A 16,294-nucleotide genomic window follows, 5' to 3' on the forward strand; every position below is an offset into this window, starting at 1 on the left:
CCCATGTGGAACCATATTGCCGCGAATGCGATCACGATGTTGATCGTCGGGATTGTCGCGCTTGCGGGGCTGATTGGGTGGGGCCAGAACACCTATGTGTCTGAGGGGCCGCTGGACGAGGCGATCTTTTTTGAGGTTCCGCGCGGGGCATCGTTGACGGCCGTGAGTGAGAGCCTTGAGGATGCGGGTGCGATTGAGAGCGGGATCATTTTCCGGCTGGCAGCGCGCTATAATGAGCGTGACGGTGATCTGAAGTTCGGCAACTATGAGATCCCGGCGCGGGCCACGATGCCTCAGATCATGGATATTGTGACGGCGGGTGGGCCTTCGACGTTCCGGTATACGTCGACCTTTATCATCCGGGCCCAAGGGGCTGAGACCCGCGTGCGCGAGCGTGTGCCGGGGCAGGATGATTTGTCGGATGTGGCGACCTTTGCCGCCGGTGAGCCGTTACCTGAGGTGTATGCCGATTTGGTCGCGCAGAATGTGCCGATGATCTATCGTGTCTCGATCGCTGAGGGTTTGACTTCGTGGGAGATCGTGGAGGGGCTGAAGTCCGCGCATTTCCTGAGTGGTGATGTGGATGTTGTGCCCGCTGAGGGGCTGTTGGCGCCTGATACCTATGAAGTGGTGCGGGGCACCGCGCGGGCGGATGTGTTGGCGCAAATGGCCGCCTCGCAGGAGCGGATTTTGGCCGCGGCTTGGGACAACCGTCAGGATGATATTCCGGTGACATCGCCGGAGGAGGCGTTGATCCTGGCCTCGATCATCGAAAAGGAAACCTCGGTGCCGGATGAGCGTCGGTTGGTGGCGTCCGTCTTTACCAACCGTTTGCGGCAGGGGATGCGGCTACAGACCGACCCAACTGTGATTTACGGGATTACCAATGGTGAGGGGAGCCTTGGGCGGGGTTTGCGTCGGTCCGAGCTGCGGGCCGCGACGCCCTACAATACCTATGTCATTCCTGCGTTGCCCCCCACGCCGATTGCGAATCCGGGGCGTGCGGCGATTGAGGCGGCGGTGAACCCCGATGAGAGCCCCTATATCTTTTTCGTGGCGGACGGCACCGGTGGGCACGCCTTTTCTGTCACATTAGCTGAGCATAATCAAAACGTTGCCCGCTGGCGTCAGATTGAGAGAGACCGCGCGAACAGCCAAAACTAGGGCTTTGCGGTTTTTGCGAATTTAGGGGATTGACCGGAGCGTACGCTCAAACACATACATTGTGACATGCTGGAAGAAGTGGGTAAGGCGGCCCGGGAATGATACTCCCGAGGTCGCATTTTTCATGTCTGCTCGTGCGGGTCTATTTTTGATCTAGGAGCACAAAAATGACCTTTGACACCAATTCCGCAGCAAGAAGCGAAAAACTGGCCAATGATGCAGTTGCTGCATACGAAGTGGCCCGCGAAGTTTTCCTGGCGCGGATCAATGCCTTGAAAACTGCACCGACCCTTGAAGACGATGGGAAGGACGTGAACGCGATGCTCTCGACCATGAGCAAAGCGATTTCGACTGCTGTGGATCATACTAGGAGGATTGAAGATGACTTCTCCAAATCCAACGGAGGCATGTCCAACGGGACGTTCGACCTTGACAGCGCCCGTGCTGAGATCCGGGTCCGCCTGGCTTGCCTCCGCGCCGCGGGAGACGCAGGAGACGTTCCTGGCGCAACTGACTGATCATGCACTTGCGGCATTGCCTTGGCTCTTTGAGTTTTGGGCATTGCCGCACCAGATGCCGCCCAGTGGGGACTGGCGCAGCTGGGTGATTATGGGCGGCCGTGGCGCGGGCAAAACGCGCGCCGGATCCGAATGGGTTCGGCTAATGGTAGAAGGGTCCCGGCCGCTTGAGAGCGGCCGGGCCAAACGTGTCGCGTTGGTTGGAGAAACCTATGACCAAACGCGGGATGTTATGGTTTTCGGGGACAGCGGCATTCTTGCGTGCTGTCCGCCGGACCGTAAGCCAGAATGGCAGGCCTCTAAGCGCAAGCTAGTATGGCCGAATGGTGCCGAGGCGCAGTGTTTTTCGGCCAGTGAGCCAGAGGCGCTTCGCGGGCCGCAGTTTGATGCGGCTTGGGTTGATGAGTTGGCAAAGTGGAAAAAGGCGCAGGATACTTGGGATATGCTGCAATTTTGTCTGCGTTTGGGCAACGACCCGAAGTGTGTGGTGACCACGACACCGCGCAACGTTGATGTTTTGAAGGATTTGCTGGCGCGGGAGAGTACGGTTCAGACCCATGCTCCGACCCATGCCAATCGGGCCTATTTGGCAGATAGTTTCTTGGCCGAGGTCGAGAGCCGCTATGAGGGGTCCCGGCTGGGGCGCCAAGAGTTGAATGGTGAGTTGCTGGAGGACGTGCAGGGCGCGTTTTGGACGTCTCATATGTTGGGGGCGTGTCGGGTGAAAGAATTGCCCGAGGTGGACCGGGTGATTGTTGCGGTGGACCCGCCGGTCACGGGGCATGCGGGATCGGATGAATGTGGGATCGTCGTGATTGGCGTGACCCATCAGGGGCCGCGTGCGGCGTGGCGGGCCTATGTCATTGAGGATGCGTCTGTTGCGGCGTCTAGCCCATTGGAGTGGGCGCAGGCGGCGGTGGCCGCGATGAAGCGCCATAACGGTGATTGTCTGGTCGCGGAAGTGAACCAGGGCGGTGACATGGTTAAACAGATCGTGCGCCAAGTGGACCCGATGATCCGCTATCAGGCCGTGCGCGCCACCAAAGGTAAGAGCGCCCGCGCTGAGCCGATTGCCGCGTTGTACGAACAGGGTCGCGTGCATCATTGCGGACAGTTTTCAGAACTAGAGGACCAGATGGTCCAGATGACGTTGCAAGGATACGCCGGCAAGGGCAGCCCGGACCGCGTTGACGCGCTGGTTTGGGCATTGTTCGAGGGCATGATCGCACCGACCACGCCCGGCGGCGCGGCAGCGATCCGGACCTTGTAGACATACGTTATCGAACCTTCTTTTCGGGGCCCTTTGGGGCCCTTTTTTATTCGGCCAAGGACGGAGACAGCTATGTTCGACTTTTTGAAGCGGGAGGGCGGGGCTGAGGCACGCGCGAACGCACCTGAACAAAAGGCCTCCGCGACGGGCAAGGTTGCGGCGCTGGCGGGGGGCGGCGTTCGGACAGCATGGAGCGCACGCGACACGGGCAGCCTGACGCGGGTTGGGTTTACCACCAACCCGGTGGGGTTTCGCGCGGTAAAGTTGATTGCGGAGGCGGCGGCGGCGGTGCCCTTGGTGCTAGAGGACGGGGCGACGCGGTTCTCGGAGCATCCGGTGCTGGGATTGGTGCGGCGGCCCAATGGTGTGCAGGGGCAGGCTGAGTTGCTAGAGGCTTTGTACGGCCAGTTTCTGCTGAGCGGGAATGGCTATGTCGAGGCGGTTGGCGATTTTGGCGTTCCGCTTGAGTTGCATGTGCTGCGGTCAGACCGAATGTCGGTAGTGCCGGGGAGCGATGGCTGGCCCGTTGCCTATGACTATAAGGTCGGCGCCAAGGCGCATCGGTTCACCGTAGGTGAGGTGTCGCCTGTGTGTCACATCAAGGCGTTTCATCCCCAAGACGACCACTATGGCCTGTCACCGATGACGGCGGCTGCAAGTGCCGTTGACGTGCATAACGCGGCATCAAAGTGGTCGAAGGGGTTGTTGGACAATGCGGCGCGCCCCTCGGGGGCGATTGTCTACAATGGCTCTGAGGCGGGTATGTCGATGTCGGCGGATCAGTTTGATCGGCTCTCGGCCGAGATGGAGGCGCACCATCAAGGCGCGCGCAACGCGGGCCGACCGATGCTGCTTGAGGGTGGGTTGGACTGGAAACCCATGGGGTTTTCGCCCTCAGACATGGAGTTTCAGCAAACCAAAGAGGCCGCCGCGCGCGAGATCGCGATGGCCTTTGGTGTGCCGCCCATGATGCTGGGCATTCCGGGGGATGCGACTTATGCCAATTACCAAGAGGCGAACCGTGCCTTTTACAGGTTAACCGTTCTGCCGCTGGTGAGCAAAGTGACCGCCGCCCTTGGGTATTGGCTGGGTTTGCATGCGGAAGAACGGCTGTTCCTAAAGCCGGACCTAGATCAGGTCCCGGCGTTATCTGTTGAGCGAGAGGCCCAGTGGCGCCGCGTGGCGGACGCGGATTTTCTGTCGGCTTCTGAAAAGCGCGCAATGCTGGGGTTGCCCCCCTTGGTGGATGGTCATGAGTGATCGCAAACCCGGAGTAGGCGGATCACGGTTTTTATATGACCCTTTCGACGTCGCGAATGCCCGCATCGACGCCAATGAGCGTGTGATGGAGCAGCGCTGGGAGGGGTTGGAGTTTCGGCTCAAGGGTATCGAGGCCGCTATAGAGCGGATGGAAAAGCGCCTTTGGTTGGCCGTTTTTGGTGTTGTGAGCGTGATCCTCGCCAAAGGGATTTCTGAACTTATTCAGATTGGAGTGTAAGGCATGACGCCAGACTATGGATTGGAAACAAAGTTCGCTCGATTGGGGGAGGCCGTTGAAGTAACGGACGGGACCCGTATTGAGGGCTACGCCTCATACTTCGGTGCATGTGATCAGGGTGGGGATATCGTCCAAAGCGGGGCTTATGGTGCGTCGCTACGGGCGCTGTCCACTGAGGGCCGTTCGGTGAAGATGTTGTGGCAGCATGATCCCGCGCAGCCCATTGGCATTTGGGATGAGGTTCATGAGGACGAGAAGGGTCTTTATGTAAAGGGTCGCCTGCTTTTGGACGTTGCCAAGGGCCGCGAGGCTGCAGCGCTGATTGAAGCGGGTGCAATTGACGGGTTGTCGATTGGGTACCGCACGCAAAAGGCCTCAAAGAATGACAAAGGCCAGCGGCTTTTGAACGAACTGGAGCTGTGGGAGGTGTCTTTGGTGACCTTTCCGATGCTTCCTACGGCACGGGTGGGCGCGAAGTCGGATGAGGCTGAAGCGTATCTTTTCCGTGATATGGCACGTGCGCTGGAAACGGCGCGCGCGCAGCTGACGACCGGGTAGCCGCGTTAGGCGAAACTGTCAGCAAGACCCCTATCAACTCTATCGAAGGATAAGACCATGACCACGCAATCGATGCGTGGGTCGGGCAGCGCAAGTGCGTCTGCCGGGACCCAAGCTGCCCGGGAAGTCACAGAGGCCCTGACGGGCTTTGTGACTGATTTCAAGGGCTTTCAAGATCAGATCACCACACGGATGCAACAACAGGAAGAACGCATTGCCATGCTGAGCACCAAAACCATGACCCACCGCCGCCCCGCACTTGAGGGCGCACAAGCGACTGACGCGCCACACCAAAAGGCACTCGATGCCTATCTGCGGTGTGGTGACGATGAGGGGCTTCGCAACCTGACGCTTGAGGGCAAAGCGATGAACACGGCTGTCGCCGCCGAGGGCGGTTTTCTGGTCGATCCGCAGACGGCGGAGACCATTCAGTCGGTTCTGTTGTCATCGGCATCTATTCGGACGATCGCCAACGTCGTGAATGTTGAGGCGACGTCCTTTGACGTGCTCGTGGATCACACCGAGGTAGGTGCCGGTTGGGCCACCGAGACCGCAGCCGTCAGCGAGGGGGCTACGCCCGCGCTCGAGCGGATTTCGATCCCGCTGCATGAATTATCGGCATTGCCCAAAGCCTCCCAGCGGTTGCTGGACGATAGCGCCTTTGACATCGAAGGATGGCTCGCGGGCCGTATTGCCGACAAATTTGCCCGCGCAGAAGCGTCGGCCTTTATCAACGGGGATGGTGTGGACAAACCCACCGGGTTTTTGACGCATCCGACCGTGGACAATGAAATCTGGGAATGGAGTAACATTGGGTATGTGCCCACGGGCCAGGATGGTGATTTTGCGGGTACCAATGCGGTCGATGCCATTGTGGACCTCGTCTATGCGCTGGGCGCGCGGTACCGGGCGAACGCGACGTTTGTCATGAATTCCAAGACGGCTGGTGCTGTGCGCAAGATGAAGGATGCGGATGGCCGGTTCCTTTGGTCGGATGGCTTGGCCGCAGGTGAGCCCGCGCGTTTGATGGGCTATCCGGTGTTGATCGCAGAAGACATGCCCGACATCGCGTCGGACGCGAATGCGATTGCCTTTGGTGATTTCACATCAGGCTACACCATCGCAGAGCGGCCCGATTTGCGTGTGCTGCGTGACCCGTTCTCGGCCAAGCCACATGTCCTGTTCTATGCCACAAAACGCGTTGGCGGTGATGTGTCAGACTTTGCAGCCATCAAGCTGTTGAAATTCGCGGCTTCCTAAGCCCGAAACCTATCCTCCGTGGTTTTTTCTTTCCACGGAGGTGGGCGCGCGACCCAATCATCCTCGGCGCTATCCAGCCGATTTGATCCGTCCGAGCGGCGTCGAGGCCGCGCGCCCCCTTTTTCTACTCACAAAGCTGAATGCAAGGAGCGACATCGATATGATGATGGTGGAGTTAAATTCCGTGCCCAGGGAGGCCCTTCCTATTGCGGATTTCGCAGCGCACCTGCGTCTTGCTGAGGGCTTTGATAAGTTGCCGGGGCAGATGCGCCTTTTGGAGGGATGTTTGACGGCGGCGATTGCCGCACTTGAAGCCCGTTTGGGTAAATACTTTTTGAGCCGTCAGTTCATTGTGCGGACCCAGAAGTGGACTGCCTCGGATCGGTTGCAGTTTCCGGCGGCACCCGTGACCGAAGTTGAACAGATCAAGCTGGTGCATTCGGGCGCTGATGAAGTCATCGTTGATCCAAATACCTATGCGCTTCAACAGGATGCGCATCGGCCGGAATTGGTATCGCGTGTCGGGGCTTTGCCCGCGCTGAGCATGAATTCGAGTGCTGAGATTTTGGTGCGCGCAGGTTTTGCGGCGGAGTGGTCGAGTGTTCCAGCGGCTTTGCGCCAGGCGATCATGATGCTTGCCGAAGACTTTTTTGAGCGCGATTCAAGTGTGGAGGGGAGCAATACCTTGCCATGCTCAGTCTGCCTATTGGTCGAGCCGTTTCGTGACATCCGTTTGCGGGGGCGGCCGGGATGTTGAAGCGCCAAATCAATCTGGATCGCCGTTTGGTGCTGGAGGAGGCGAGTTCGGTTTCCGATGGCGCAGGGGGCAATACGGAAGTCTGGTCTGCGCTGGGCGTGCACTGGGCGCAGGTTGATGCGCGCACGGGTTCGGGGCGGGCGCGGGAGTTTCTGACGCGCAGCCGGTTGGGGCTAAAGATCACCGTCCGCTACGCCCCCCAAGACAGCACAACGCGCCCTAAGCCGGGGCAGAGGTTTGTGGAGGGCACACGCATCTATGCCATTGATGCTGTGCATGAAACCGGTCCGCGTGGCGGGTATCTTATGTGCTTTGCGGAAGAGGAGGTGACAACGTGAGCTATGGTTTGAGCGCTGCGTTGCAAACAGCCCTTTTCGCGGCCCTTGAGGCAGATGCTGAGCTGACCTCAATGGTCGGTTCGGCCGTGTTTGACACGATGCCGACAGGCACAACACCTGACATCTTTGTGGCCTTGGGACCAGAAGACGTCGTTGAGCAAGCCGATGGGACCAGTCCCGGAGCGAACCATGATTTGCAGGTCACGGTCGTCACGACTGGCACCGGGTTCTTGGGAGCCAAGCAAGTGGCCGGGCGTGTTTCGGACATTTTGACCAACGAAGACCTGAGCCTGAGCCGGGGAAACTTGGTTCAGTTGCGGTTTCGAAAGGCGAAGGCCCGGCGCGATACGACCGACGGGTCGCGCCGTATTGATATGTGGTTTCGCGCCCGCGTGACCGACGACATCTAAGTCAAAAGGAGGTGCGCAATGAGCGTGCAAAAAGGAAAAGATCTGCTGGTGAAAGTCGATCTGGATGGAGCCGGTGTGTTTCAAACGTTGGCAGGTCTGCGGGCCACTCGGCTAACTTTCAATGCGGACACGATTGATGTCACCTCGCTGGACAGTGAGGGCGGTTGGCGTGAGTTGTTGACCGGTGGCGGTGTAAAATCCGCGGCTGTTTCCGGTTCGGGCGTGTTTCGGGATGATGCGAGCGATGCGCGGGCGCGTCAGTTGTTTTTTGACGGAGAGATGCCCGTATTTCAGGTGATAATTCCCGATTTTGGCGCTGTTGAGGGAACGTTTCAGCTGACGTCATTGGAATATGCCGGAACGCTAAATGGCGAGGCAACATATGAGGTTTCGCTCGCTTCTGCGGGTGCTTTGACCTTTACGCCCGCTTGATGCGCGGCAAGGAGCGTCCGACCGCGAACCCTTGGGCTGGCGAAGTGGGATTGATGCTGAATGGGCGGCCATTGACGTTAAAGCTGACGCTTGGCGTGCTGGCCGACCTTGAGGCGCATATGGAGACCGACACTTTGGTGGATCTGGTCGAACGGTTCGAGTCCGGGCGGTTTTCGACCGTTGATGTGGTTGAACTGCTTTTTGCGGGCCTTCGGGGTGGGGGCTGGCAGGGCAGTCGGGACACGCTTTTGCAGGGTGATATCGGGGGTGGCCCGGTGGAGGCCACCCGTGTTGCGGCGCTTCTATTGGGGCGCGCGTTCTCCATCGAAGGGTTGAGCGGATGAGTGCATTTGACTGGAACGGTCTTTTGCGTGTCGGGCTGACGCAGCTTGGCCTGCGGCCTGCGGAGTTTTGGAACCTGACGCCGGTCGAACTGGCTTTGTTGCTAGGTCATTCGGGTGCGGAGGCTGCGATGTCGCGCGGTGCGCTGGATGCGCTTTTGATGAAGTATCCCGACGCGCCGCAACCTGACAAAAAGGATACGTCTGATGGATGATCTGAATGAAGACATCGGCACCTTGAAGGAGATGCTGGAGTCACTGCAAACCGAAGCTTCTGGTGCGCAAACCGTCGTGTCGAACTTCACCCGAGAGCTTGGGTCGTTGCGGGGGGAGATGACCTACACCGACAAGGAGGTCAAAAGCCTATCTCGGAGCTTTGGCTCTGGTTTGCGGTCCGCGTTTGACGGGCTGGTTTTTGACGGCATGAAGCTGTCGGACGCGTTGGAGAGCATCAGTAAGTCGATGGTCAACTCGGCCTATTCAGCCGCGATAAAGCCCGTTCAGAATGCGGTTGGTGGGGCCTTGGCGTCAGGGCTGAATTCGATTGGCTCGAACTTGAGTTTATTTGCGGATGGCGGCGCATTCACGCAAGGACGTGCGTCTTCAATCGCGGGTGGAATTGCGTCTCAGCCGACCTCATTTCCGATGCGTGGCGGTATGGGGATGCTGGGCGAGGCAGGCCCCGAGGCGATTATGCCTTTGAGCCGTGGCCCAGACGGTAAGCTGGGTGTGCGGACCGAAGGCGGGAGCGCAAAGCCGGTCACCGTCGTCATGAATATTAGCACCCCCGATGCGCAAAGCTTCCGGCGATCACAAAGCCAGGTTGCGGCCGAGATGAGCCGCGCCTTGGGTCGTGGGCAGCGCAACAGGTAGGAGACGGACATGTCATTTCACGAAGTACGGTTTCCCGCTGCGGTGAGCTTTGGCTCATCCGGCGGGCCTGAACGCTTGACCGAAGTGGTTACATTGGCCAACGGCCATGAAGAACGCAACGCGCCGTGGAAACACTCGCGTCGGCGCTATGACGCTGGCGTTGGGGTTCGGTCGCTTGACGACATTGAGGACCTGATTTCGTTTTTCGAGGCCCGGTCTGGGCGGCTGTACGGGTTTCGTTGGAAGGATTGGTCGGACTATAAATCGTGCCTTCCCAGTCAGGCGCCGACGTTTCGTGATCAGACCATAGGGGTCGGAGACGGTGAAACGGTCACGTTTGGTCTGTCGAAGACTTATCGATCTGGGCCGCACAGCTACACCCGGGGGGTGCAAAAGCCCGTTGCGGGATCGGTTCGTGTTGGGGTGCAAGGCAGCGAGCTTGCAGAGACCACTGAGTTCACCGTGGACTTTGATACGGGGCTCGTGACTTTTGTGGATCCCCCCGAAAGTGATGCGGAGATTACTGCAGGCTTTGAGTTTGATGTGCCGGTTCGGTTTGATACCGACCGCATTTACACGTCCTTAGCGAGTTTTCAGGCCGGTGAAATTCCGGATGTTCCTGTGGTGGAGCTGCGCCTATGAGCACGGTCGGTCAGCAGGCGACAACACTTTGTAACATATGGATTATTCGACGATCGGATGGAACGGTTCTGGGGTTCACAAACCATGACGACGACATCACCTACGAGGGCGTGACCTGCCAAGCGGCTTCTGGGTTGACGGGGGCCGCGCTTCAAACGTCTACGGGTTTGTCGGTGGACAACACCGAGGCTTTAGGCGCGCTACAATCGACTGTGATCTGCCCCGAAGATATCATCAACGGTCGCTATGACAGTGCTGAGGTTGATGTTCTTTTATACGATTGGAAGGCCGGTCATCTCGTGTCGGAGCAATTCAAGGCGATGATCGGAGAGGTTCAGGTCAAGGATGGGAGTTTTGTCGCGGAATTGCGGGGCAAGTCTGATCTGTTGAACCAACCTCTTGGTCGTGTTTACCAACCGTCGTGTGATGCGGCGCTGGGTGATGTGCGCTGTGGTGTTGATCTGACGTCGCCGGAATACCGCACGGATGTGACCGTCGTGAGTGTTAAGGACCAGCGGTATGTCCGTGTTGCGGGTTTGGATGCGTATCCTGAGGCCTGGTTTGAGCGTGGGACCGTTGAGATCATGGAGGACGGCGCGCCGATGGGTGCGACGGTCATTAAATCCGATAAGGTTTCCGACGCTGGGCGCGACATTGAGCTATGGTTTACTCCGAACGTTATGATCGAGCCTGGGCGAGTTTTGCGTGTGACGACGGGGTGCAATCGTCTTGCGAGCACATGCGCGGTCAAGTTCGACAACATCCTCAATTTTCGTGGTTTTCCGACTATCCCGGGTGAGGATTGGGCGATGAGCTATCCCTCTAGCCGACTGACGATGGATGGGGGGCAGCTGTGACGGGTTCGACTGCGATAAGCGACAAAGTCGTTGCAGCCGCACGCACTTGGATCGGCACACCCTATCAACATCAGATGTCGTGCATGGGCGCGGGCAGCGATTGCCTTGGTCTTGTACGCGGTGTTTGGCGCGATGTGGTTGGGGCGGAGCCGGTTCCAATCCCGGCCTATACGTATGATTGGTCCGAGGTCTCAAAGGCTGAGGTTTTGTGGAATTCTGCACGCCAAGTTTTGCAGGATGTCGATACAGAGACGCCTTTGGCACCGGGTCAGGTGTTGCTTTTTCGCATGCGCAAGACCGCCGTTGCCAAACACCTTGGTATCCTTGTGACGGTCGGACAAACACCGCGATTTATCCATGCCTACGCGCGCCACGGGGTTGTTGAGACCAGTTTTTCTGCGCCGTGGCAGCGCGCGCTGACAGCGCGCTTTACCTTTCCCCCTCACGCCTAGGAATTTTGCATTATGGCCACTCTCGTACTTGGCGCTATCGGCGCATCAATTGGCGGCAGCATCGGGGGCTCAGTTCTAGGGATGAGCGCCGCCGTCGTGGGGCGAGCAGCGGGTTCGACCCTTGGTCGGGTCATTGACCAAAAGATCATGGGATCAGGGTCGGATGTGGTGGAATACGGCCGTATCGACCGGTTCCGGATCAACGGAGCCACGGAGGGTGCAGCCGTATCGCGTGTCGCGGGGGCCTATCGTATTCCGGGTCAGGTCATTTGGTCATCGCAGTTTAACGAGGAAAAGAGCACGTCAGGGGGGGGCGGCAAGGGGGCACCGAGCCAACCTGCCTCAACCACTTATGAGTATTTCGTGAGCCTCGCGGTTTCGGTATGTGAAGGGCAGATCAGTCGGATCGGGCGGATTTGGGCAGATGGTACGGAAATCCAAGCGAAGGATTTTACCTTTCGGGTTTATACAGGCGCCGAGGATCAACTGCCGGATAGTGCGATTGAAGCGATTGAGGGCGTTGATCAGACGCCCGCGTATAGGGGCATGGCCTATGTCGTGTTTGACCGGCTGCCGCTGAAGCCCTTTGGTAACCGGGTGCCGCAGTTCTCTTTTGAGGTTATCCGTGCGGTCGATCCGCAAAATCCTGAACTGACGCCTGCGCCTGCGCGGATTGTGCCGGGTGTGGCGCTGATCCCGGGGACGGGCGAATACAGTCTTGCGACGACGCCTGTGCATGTTGATGAGGGGCTTGGGCGTGTGACACCCTTGAACATGAATACCCCCTCTGGAGAGAGCGATTTTGATGCGTCTTTGCGCGCCGCCGAGGGGGAGATGCCTGCGCTTGAATCTATTTTGTTGATTAGCAGTTGGTTTGGGAGCGATCTGCGCTGCAATATGTGCACGATCAAGCCGAAGGTGGATCAGAACACAGGTGATCCAAAGGAGATGCCTTGGCGTGTTGCGGGCTTGGACCGGTTTTCTGCTGAGATATTACCCAAAGTTGATGGCAAGAGCGTGTATGGGGGTACCCCGACGGACCAGTCTGTGATTGAGGCTTTGGCGTCTATTCGGGCTCGCGGCAAGCGAGCGGTGTTTTACCCATTTATTCTGATGGAAGTCTTGGATGGGAATACGCTGACCGACCCATACAGTGGTTTGGAAGGTCAGCCTTCGTTCCCGTGGCGGGGGCGCATTACCACAGAGCTGGCTCCGGGCGTTGATGGATCAACTGATGGGACTATTGCGGCGGAAGCAGAAGTGGATGCGTTTTTTGGCGCCGTTAATGCCGGTGATTTCAGCGTGGCAAATGGTGCAGTGTCGTACACGGGTCCCGCGGATGATTGGGGTTACAATCGGTTCATTCTTCATAATGCCGCGATTTGTGCCGCAGCGGGTGGCGTTGATGCCTTTTGCATAGGGTCCGAGATGCGGGCGTTGACGCAGATCCGTGGGGACAACAACAGCTTTCCCGCAGTTGCGCGCATGGTGGCTCTGTTGGGGCAAGTACGTGCCCTTTTGCCAGAGGCAAAGCTAGGCTACGCCGCTGATTGGTCTGAGTACTTTGGGTATCAAAGCCCAGAGGGGGACGTGTTCTTCCACCTTGATCCTTTGTGGGCGGACGACAATCTCGATTTTATCGGCATGGACAACTACATGCCGCTGTCTGATTGGCGGGATGGGGATGATCATTTGGATGCGTCCTACGGCTCAATCTACAACGAAGACTACCTGATGGCGAATGTTGCGGGGGGGGAGGGGTATGATTGGTTTTATCCCGATCAAGAAGCGCGCGACGCGCAGGAGAGAGCCCCGATAACTGATGGTGCCTTTGATGAGCCTTGGGTGTATCGTTATAAGGACATCAAAAGCTGGTGGAGCCTTGCGCACCATGAGCGTGTGGGGGGGGTAAGGTCAGCCTCGCCGACGGCGTGGGTGCCTCAGTCTAAGCCAATCTGGTTTACGGAATTTGGGTGCGCTGCGATCGACAAGGGCACCAATCAGCCGAACAAATTCATTGATGCAAAATCCTCAGAAAGTGCATTGCCGCACTATTCCAACGGTCGCCGCGATGATTTTTTGCAGATGCGTTATATACAAGCGACGCTGCGCTATTGGTCTGATCCAGCGCATAACCCAACGTCGGACGTCTATGATGGAGCGATGATTGATATGTCACGCGCTCATGTATGGGCGTATGACGCGCGCCCTTGGCCGGAGTTTCCCAACAACACGGCACTTTGGTCTGATGGGGATAACTACAAACGCGGGCATTGGTTGAATGGTCGCCTAAGCGCGCAACCCCTTGCGTTGGTTGTAGCCGAGCTGTGTGAGCGTGCGGGGTACGTGGATTATGACGTTTCTCGGGTAGAGGGGCTGGTCCAAGGCTTTGAAATCCGGGACGTCCAATCCACCCGTTCCAGCCTTCAGCCGCTATTGATGGCTTATGGTCTTGATGTGACCGAAGTCTCGGGAACGCTGGTGTTCACGATGCGTAAGAATGCGCGGCTTGTGGATGTTGACCCAGAGGAATTTGTCGATCAGGGCGATGGGCAAGAGGTGCTAAAACGCGAAACTGCACCGTCTACGGATGTGGCAGGTAAGGTGATGGTCGACTTTGTGGAGGCCGCCAGTAGCTATCAGTCCAAAACGGTAGAGGCGGCGTGGCCGCAGGATCGGACGGCGACCGTGTCGCAGACGGAGTTGCCATTGGTGCTAAGTGTCGGCGAAGGGCACGCCGTCGCAGAGCGGTGGCAAGCGCAGTCGCGTGTGTCGCGCGACACGGTTGCCTTTACGTTGCCGCCCTCCCGCAATGATATCTTGCCAGGGGACCTGGTGCGGTTCGACGCGGGCGCTGGTGTGGCGGAAGTGTTTCGCGTGGACCGGATCGATGATCAGGGCATGAAGCAAGTCGAGGCCATTCGAACAGAGGTCAGCACATATGACCCAGCCGAAATCTTGGACGTTGTGCCAAAGCAGCGGCCGACGTTTACTGTTGTGCCAGTCTACGCACAGTTCATGGACCTGCCGATTGCGGCGTCAATGGATGAGGCCCCCGGGCCGCATGTCGCGGTGAATGCGGTGCCTTGGCGTGGTGACGTTGCGGTGTTTGGTTCGATGCAGCAGTCCGACTATGCGTTGAAGGGCATCGTGAGCGCGCCGTCCGTTGTTGGCACCACCCTTAATGTCCTGGAGCCCGCCCGCGCGGGCGTTTGGGATCGTGGGCCTGCGCTGCGCGTAGAGGTGTCAGGTGGCGATCTGTCGAGCGCTGAGCGCTTGTCAGTGCTAAACGGTGCCAATGTTATGGCCATTGGAGATGGGAGTATCGACGCGTGGGAGATTTTCCAGTTCCTGAATGCGGTTCTGGTCGGGCCGAACACCTATGAGATATCCCTCCGCCTAAGGGGGCAAAACGGGACTGAGGGCTTGGCCGCGCGTGCTTGGCCAGAGGGGAGCACGGTTGTTCTGCTTGGGCGGGATTTGACCAAGCTGCCGATGGATGCAGCACAGCGGGATTTGCCCATTCATTACCTGGTTGGACCGGCCAATCGCCCATATGACGACAGCACCTATTCGCAACAGGTTTGGCCGACCCAAGGCGTCGCACTTAAACCCTATCGTCCTGCGCACCTTTCGGCTGAAACGAGGGCTGATGGGGGGCTAGATGTCCGCTGGATACGGCGGACCCGCCTTGATGGTGACACATGGGCGGGGCTTGATGTGCCTGTGTCTGAGGCGCGTGAGGCCTATCAGGTGTCTTTCGTGCGTGGCGATGCCACGCTTGGTACGTTTGAAACTGCGACCTCTGCCCTTACGATCCCTGTCGCTGATGTAGCGGCCATGGCGCTGGGCGCCGGTGATGAGGTGCATGTGGTGCAGCTGTCTGATCGATTTGGGCTCGGCTCACCTGCGGTTCTTTTGCTGTCCTAGGGCGCAACGTCTCTTTTCTCAAAATCTTAGCTGTGTTACGCCCCGCGCGCGCTTGATCTGGCGCGCGCGGGGCCGCACTGCTATGGTCGCCGGAATACCGCTGAACCTCTGGAGGTCCCATGGCATTGCAAGAAAAACCCCTTCGCTCCATTGATCCGATCTGGGACCGCATCTGCGAAGAAGCCCGTGCGGCCATCGCACAAGAGCCGCTGTTGGGTGGTATGGTGCATGCGTGCATCCTGCATCACGCCAACTTTGAAGGGGCCTTGGCGTTCCGTATCGCAGAGAAAATCGCATCGCCTGCGATGTCCGAACAGCTGGTGCGTGAGGTCGCGGATCAGGCTCTGCGGGATGAGAAAAACGGAACGGCCGCTGCGGCACGTGCGGATTTGGTCGCCGTGTTTGAGCGGGACCCCGCCTGCCACCGCCTGATGCAACCCTTGATGTATTTCAAGGGCTTCCAAGCTGTTCAAGCCTACCGCGTGGGGCATTGGCTGTGGAACCGTGGACAGCAAGATCTGGCCTATTTCATTCAGATGCGTGTTTCTGAGGCGTTTGGGATCGACATTCACCCGGCCGCGCGTGTGGGCAAGGGGCTGATGATCGACCACGCGCATTCCATCGTGATTGGTGAAACTGCGGTGGTGGGCGACAATGTCTCGATGCTGCATTCCGTGACACTCGGCGGGACGGGCAAGGAAGACGACGACCGCCACCCCAAAATTGGCGATGGTGTTTTGATCGGTGCCGGTGCGCACGTTTTGGGCAACATCCATATTGGGCATTGCTCGCGGATCGCGGCGGGTTCGGTGGTTTTGGAAACCGTGCCGCCGATGAAGACGGTCGCAGGTGTGCCCGCGCGGATCGTGGGTGAGGCGGGGTGTTCGCAGCCCTCGGTCACAATGGATCAGCTTTTGGGCGTGCGCGGCTCAGACTAGCACCTGCGTTTACTGCATTAAAAAAGGCGGCTCTCCTAACCGGAGGGCCGCCTTTT

General features: G+C 58.5%; 19 protein-coding genes. All 19 read left to right on the forward strand.

The features are described 5' to 3' along the window. Window positions 1-3: 3 nt before the first annotated feature. The 19 genes from mltG to cysE all read left to right on the forward strand — a co-directional run bounded on the left by mltG (window position 4) and on the right by cysE (window position 16,238). A complete protein-coding gene (gene mltG, locus PM04_RS00440; protein ID WP_038002583.1) occupies window positions 4-1,164 on the forward strand; it encodes an endolytic transglycosylase MltG in 1,161 nt (386 codons plus the stop codon). Window positions 1,165-1,331: 167 nt separating this feature from the next. Then, window positions 1,332-1,682, forward strand: coding sequence for a hypothetical protein (locus PM04_RS18145; protein ID WP_038002585.1), 351 nt, complete (start codon window positions 1,332-1,334; stop codon window positions 1,680-1,682). Further along, window positions 1,609-2,952, forward strand: coding sequence for a DNA-packaging protein (locus tag PM04_RS00450; RefSeq protein ID WP_052068304.1), 1,344 nt, complete (start codon window positions 1,609-1,611; stop codon window positions 2,950-2,952). The genes PM04_RS18145 and PM04_RS00450 overlap by 74 nt, the downstream gene beginning before the upstream one ends. Before the next feature lie 72 nt (window positions 2,953-3,024). Further along, window positions 3,025-4,212 carry a phage portal protein gene (locus tag PM04_RS00455; RefSeq protein ID WP_038002587.1) on the forward strand — a complete coding sequence of 396 codons (1,188 nt, stop codon included), beginning with the start codon at window positions 3,025-3,027 and terminating at the stop codon, window positions 4,210-4,212. Beyond that, the gene (locus tag PM04_RS00460; protein WP_038003775.1) at window positions 4,205-4,450 is read left to right on the forward strand and encodes a hypothetical protein; all 246 of its coding nucleotides are present in this window, start codon (window positions 4,205-4,207) and stop codon (window positions 4,448-4,450) included. The genes PM04_RS00455 and PM04_RS00460 overlap by 8 nt, the downstream gene beginning before the upstream one ends. A 3-nt stretch (window positions 4,451-4,453) precedes the next feature. After that, a complete protein-coding gene (locus tag PM04_RS00465; RefSeq protein ID WP_038002588.1) occupies window positions 4,454-5,008 on the forward strand; it encodes an HK97 family phage prohead protease in 555 nt (184 codons plus the stop codon). 57 nt (window positions 5,009-5,065) lie between these two features. Continuing rightward, the gene (locus tag PM04_RS00470; RefSeq protein ID WP_038002591.1) at window positions 5,066-6,268 is read left to right on the forward strand and encodes a phage major capsid protein; all 1,203 of its coding nucleotides are present in this window, start codon (window positions 5,066-5,068) and stop codon (window positions 6,266-6,268) included. 166 nt (window positions 6,269-6,434) lie between these two features. Then, window positions 6,435-7,025 (forward strand): hypothetical protein, encoded by a 591-nt coding sequence (locus PM04_RS00475; protein WP_255347900.1) that lies wholly within the window; start codon window positions 6,435-6,437, stop codon window positions 7,023-7,025. Then, window positions 7,019-7,363 carry a head-tail adaptor protein gene (locus PM04_RS00480; RefSeq protein ID WP_038002595.1) on the forward strand — a complete coding sequence of 115 codons (345 nt, stop codon included), beginning with the start codon at window positions 7,019-7,021 and terminating at the stop codon, window positions 7,361-7,363. The genes PM04_RS00475 and PM04_RS00480 overlap by 7 nt, the downstream gene beginning before the upstream one ends. After that, the gene (locus PM04_RS00485) at window positions 7,360-7,773 is read left to right on the forward strand and encodes a DUF3168 domain-containing protein (RefSeq protein ID WP_038002598.1); all 414 of its coding nucleotides are present in this window, start codon (window positions 7,360-7,362) and stop codon (window positions 7,771-7,773) included. Before PM04_RS00480 ends, PM04_RS00485 begins: the two co-directional genes overlap by 4 nt. 18 nt (window positions 7,774-7,791) lie before the next feature. Then, complete coding sequence (locus PM04_RS00490; RefSeq protein WP_038002600.1) at window positions 7,792-8,205, forward strand: phage major tail protein, TP901-1 family; 414 nt, start codon at window positions 7,792-7,794, stop codon at window positions 8,203-8,205. Beyond that, on the forward strand, window positions 8,205-8,549 hold the full coding sequence (locus tag PM04_RS00495; RefSeq protein ID WP_038002602.1) for a gene transfer agent family protein: 345 nt from the start codon (window positions 8,205-8,207) through the stop codon (window positions 8,547-8,549). The genes PM04_RS00490 and PM04_RS00495 overlap by 1 nt, the downstream gene beginning before the upstream one ends. Continuing rightward, window positions 8,546-8,761, forward strand: coding sequence for a rcc01693 family protein (locus PM04_RS00500; protein ID WP_038002603.1), 216 nt, complete (start codon window positions 8,546-8,548; stop codon window positions 8,759-8,761). The genes PM04_RS00495 and PM04_RS00500 overlap by 4 nt, the downstream gene beginning before the upstream one ends. Next, window positions 8,754-9,419: a phage tail tape measure protein gene (locus PM04_RS00505; RefSeq protein ID WP_038002605.1), complete on the forward strand. Its 666-nt coding sequence runs from the start codon at window positions 8,754-8,756 to the stop codon at window positions 9,417-9,419. Before PM04_RS00500 ends, PM04_RS00505 begins: the two co-directional genes overlap by 8 nt. A gap of 9 nt (window positions 9,420-9,428) precedes the next feature. Beyond that, window positions 9,429-10,061, forward strand: coding sequence for a DUF2460 domain-containing protein (locus PM04_RS00510; RefSeq protein WP_038002608.1), 633 nt, complete (start codon window positions 9,429-9,431; stop codon window positions 10,059-10,061). Beyond that, complete coding sequence (locus tag PM04_RS00515) at window positions 10,058-10,918, forward strand: DUF2163 domain-containing protein (RefSeq protein WP_038002610.1); 861 nt, start codon at window positions 10,058-10,060, stop codon at window positions 10,916-10,918. The genes PM04_RS00510 and PM04_RS00515 overlap by 4 nt, the downstream gene beginning before the upstream one ends. Then, window positions 10,915-11,370, forward strand: a complete 456-nt coding sequence (locus PM04_RS00520; RefSeq protein WP_234702832.1) for an NlpC/P60 family protein — start codon at window positions 10,915-10,917, stop codon at window positions 11,368-11,370. Before PM04_RS00515 ends, PM04_RS00520 begins: the two co-directional genes overlap by 4 nt. A gap of 12 nt (window positions 11,371-11,382) precedes the next feature. After that, window positions 11,383-15,300: a glycoside hydrolase/phage tail family protein gene (locus tag PM04_RS00525; protein ID WP_038002612.1), complete on the forward strand. Its 3,918-nt coding sequence runs from the start codon at window positions 11,383-11,385 to the stop codon at window positions 15,298-15,300. Window positions 15,301-15,419: 119 nt separating this feature from the next. Beyond that, entirely contained in the window at window positions 15,420-16,238 is an 819-nt protein-coding gene (gene cysE / locus PM04_RS00530; RefSeq protein WP_038002615.1) for a serine O-acetyltransferase, read from the forward strand. Window positions 16,239-16,294: the final 56 nt, after the last annotated feature.

Source organism: Thalassobacter sp. 16PALIMAR09 (assembly GCF_000765485.1).
GTDB classification, from domain to species: domain Bacteria; phylum Pseudomonadota; class Alphaproteobacteria; order Rhodobacterales; family Rhodobacteraceae; genus Thalassobacter; species Thalassobacter stenotrophicus.

What these genes read in the sequence shown, in the direction of transcription:
- PM04_RS00505 (WP_038002605.1), top strand. Translation starts at nt 8,754, where the DNA reads ATGGATGATCTGAATGAAGACATCGGCACCTTGAAGGAGATGCTGGAG.
- PM04_RS00515 (WP_038002610.1), top strand. Translation starts at nt 10,058, where the DNA reads ATGAGCACGGTCGGTCAGCAGGCGACAACACTTTGTAACATATGGATT.
- PM04_RS00495 (WP_038002602.1), top strand. Translation starts at nt 8,205, where the DNA reads ATGCGCGGCAAGGAGCGTCCGACCGCGAACCCTTGGGCTGGCGAAGTG.
- PM04_RS00460 (WP_038003775.1), top strand. Translation starts at nt 4,205, where the DNA reads ATGAGTGATCGCAAACCCGGAGTAGGCGGATCACGGTTTTTATATGAC.
- PM04_RS00500 (WP_038002603.1), top strand. Translation starts at nt 8,546, where the DNA reads ATGAGTGCATTTGACTGGAACGGTCTTTTGCGTGTCGGGCTGACGCAG.
- PM04_RS00510 (WP_038002608.1), top strand. Translation starts at nt 9,429, where the DNA reads ATGTCATTTCACGAAGTACGGTTTCCCGCTGCGGTGAGCTTTGGCTCA.
- PM04_RS00480 (WP_038002595.1), top strand. Translation starts at nt 7,019, where the DNA reads ATGTTGAAGCGCCAAATCAATCTGGATCGCCGTTTGGTGCTGGAGGAG.
- mltG (WP_038002583.1), top strand. Translation starts at nt 4, where the DNA reads ATGTGGAACCATATTGCCGCGAATGCGATCACGATGTTGATCGTCGGG.
- PM04_RS00470 (WP_038002591.1), top strand. Translation starts at nt 5,066, where the DNA reads ATGACCACGCAATCGATGCGTGGGTCGGGCAGCGCAAGTGCGTCTGCC.
- PM04_RS00490 (WP_038002600.1), top strand. Translation starts at nt 7,792, where the DNA reads ATGAGCGTGCAAAAAGGAAAAGATCTGCTGGTGAAAGTCGATCTGGAT.
- PM04_RS00475 (WP_255347900.1), top strand. Translation starts at nt 6,435, where the DNA reads ATGGTGGAGTTAAATTCCGTGCCCAGGGAGGCCCTTCCTATTGCGGAT.
- PM04_RS00465 (WP_038002588.1), top strand. Translation starts at nt 4,454, where the DNA reads ATGACGCCAGACTATGGATTGGAAACAAAGTTCGCTCGATTGGGGGAG.
- PM04_RS00455 (WP_038002587.1), top strand. Translation starts at nt 3,025, where the DNA reads ATGTTCGACTTTTTGAAGCGGGAGGGCGGGGCTGAGGCACGCGCGAAC.
- PM04_RS00525 (WP_038002612.1), top strand. Translation starts at nt 11,383, where the DNA reads ATGGCCACTCTCGTACTTGGCGCTATCGGCGCATCAATTGGCGGCAGC.
- PM04_RS18145 (WP_038002585.1), top strand. Translation starts at nt 1,332, where the DNA reads ATGACCTTTGACACCAATTCCGCAGCAAGAAGCGAAAAACTGGCCAAT.
- cysE (WP_038002615.1), top strand. Translation starts at nt 15,420, where the DNA reads ATGGCATTGCAAGAAAAACCCCTTCGCTCCATTGATCCGATCTGGGAC.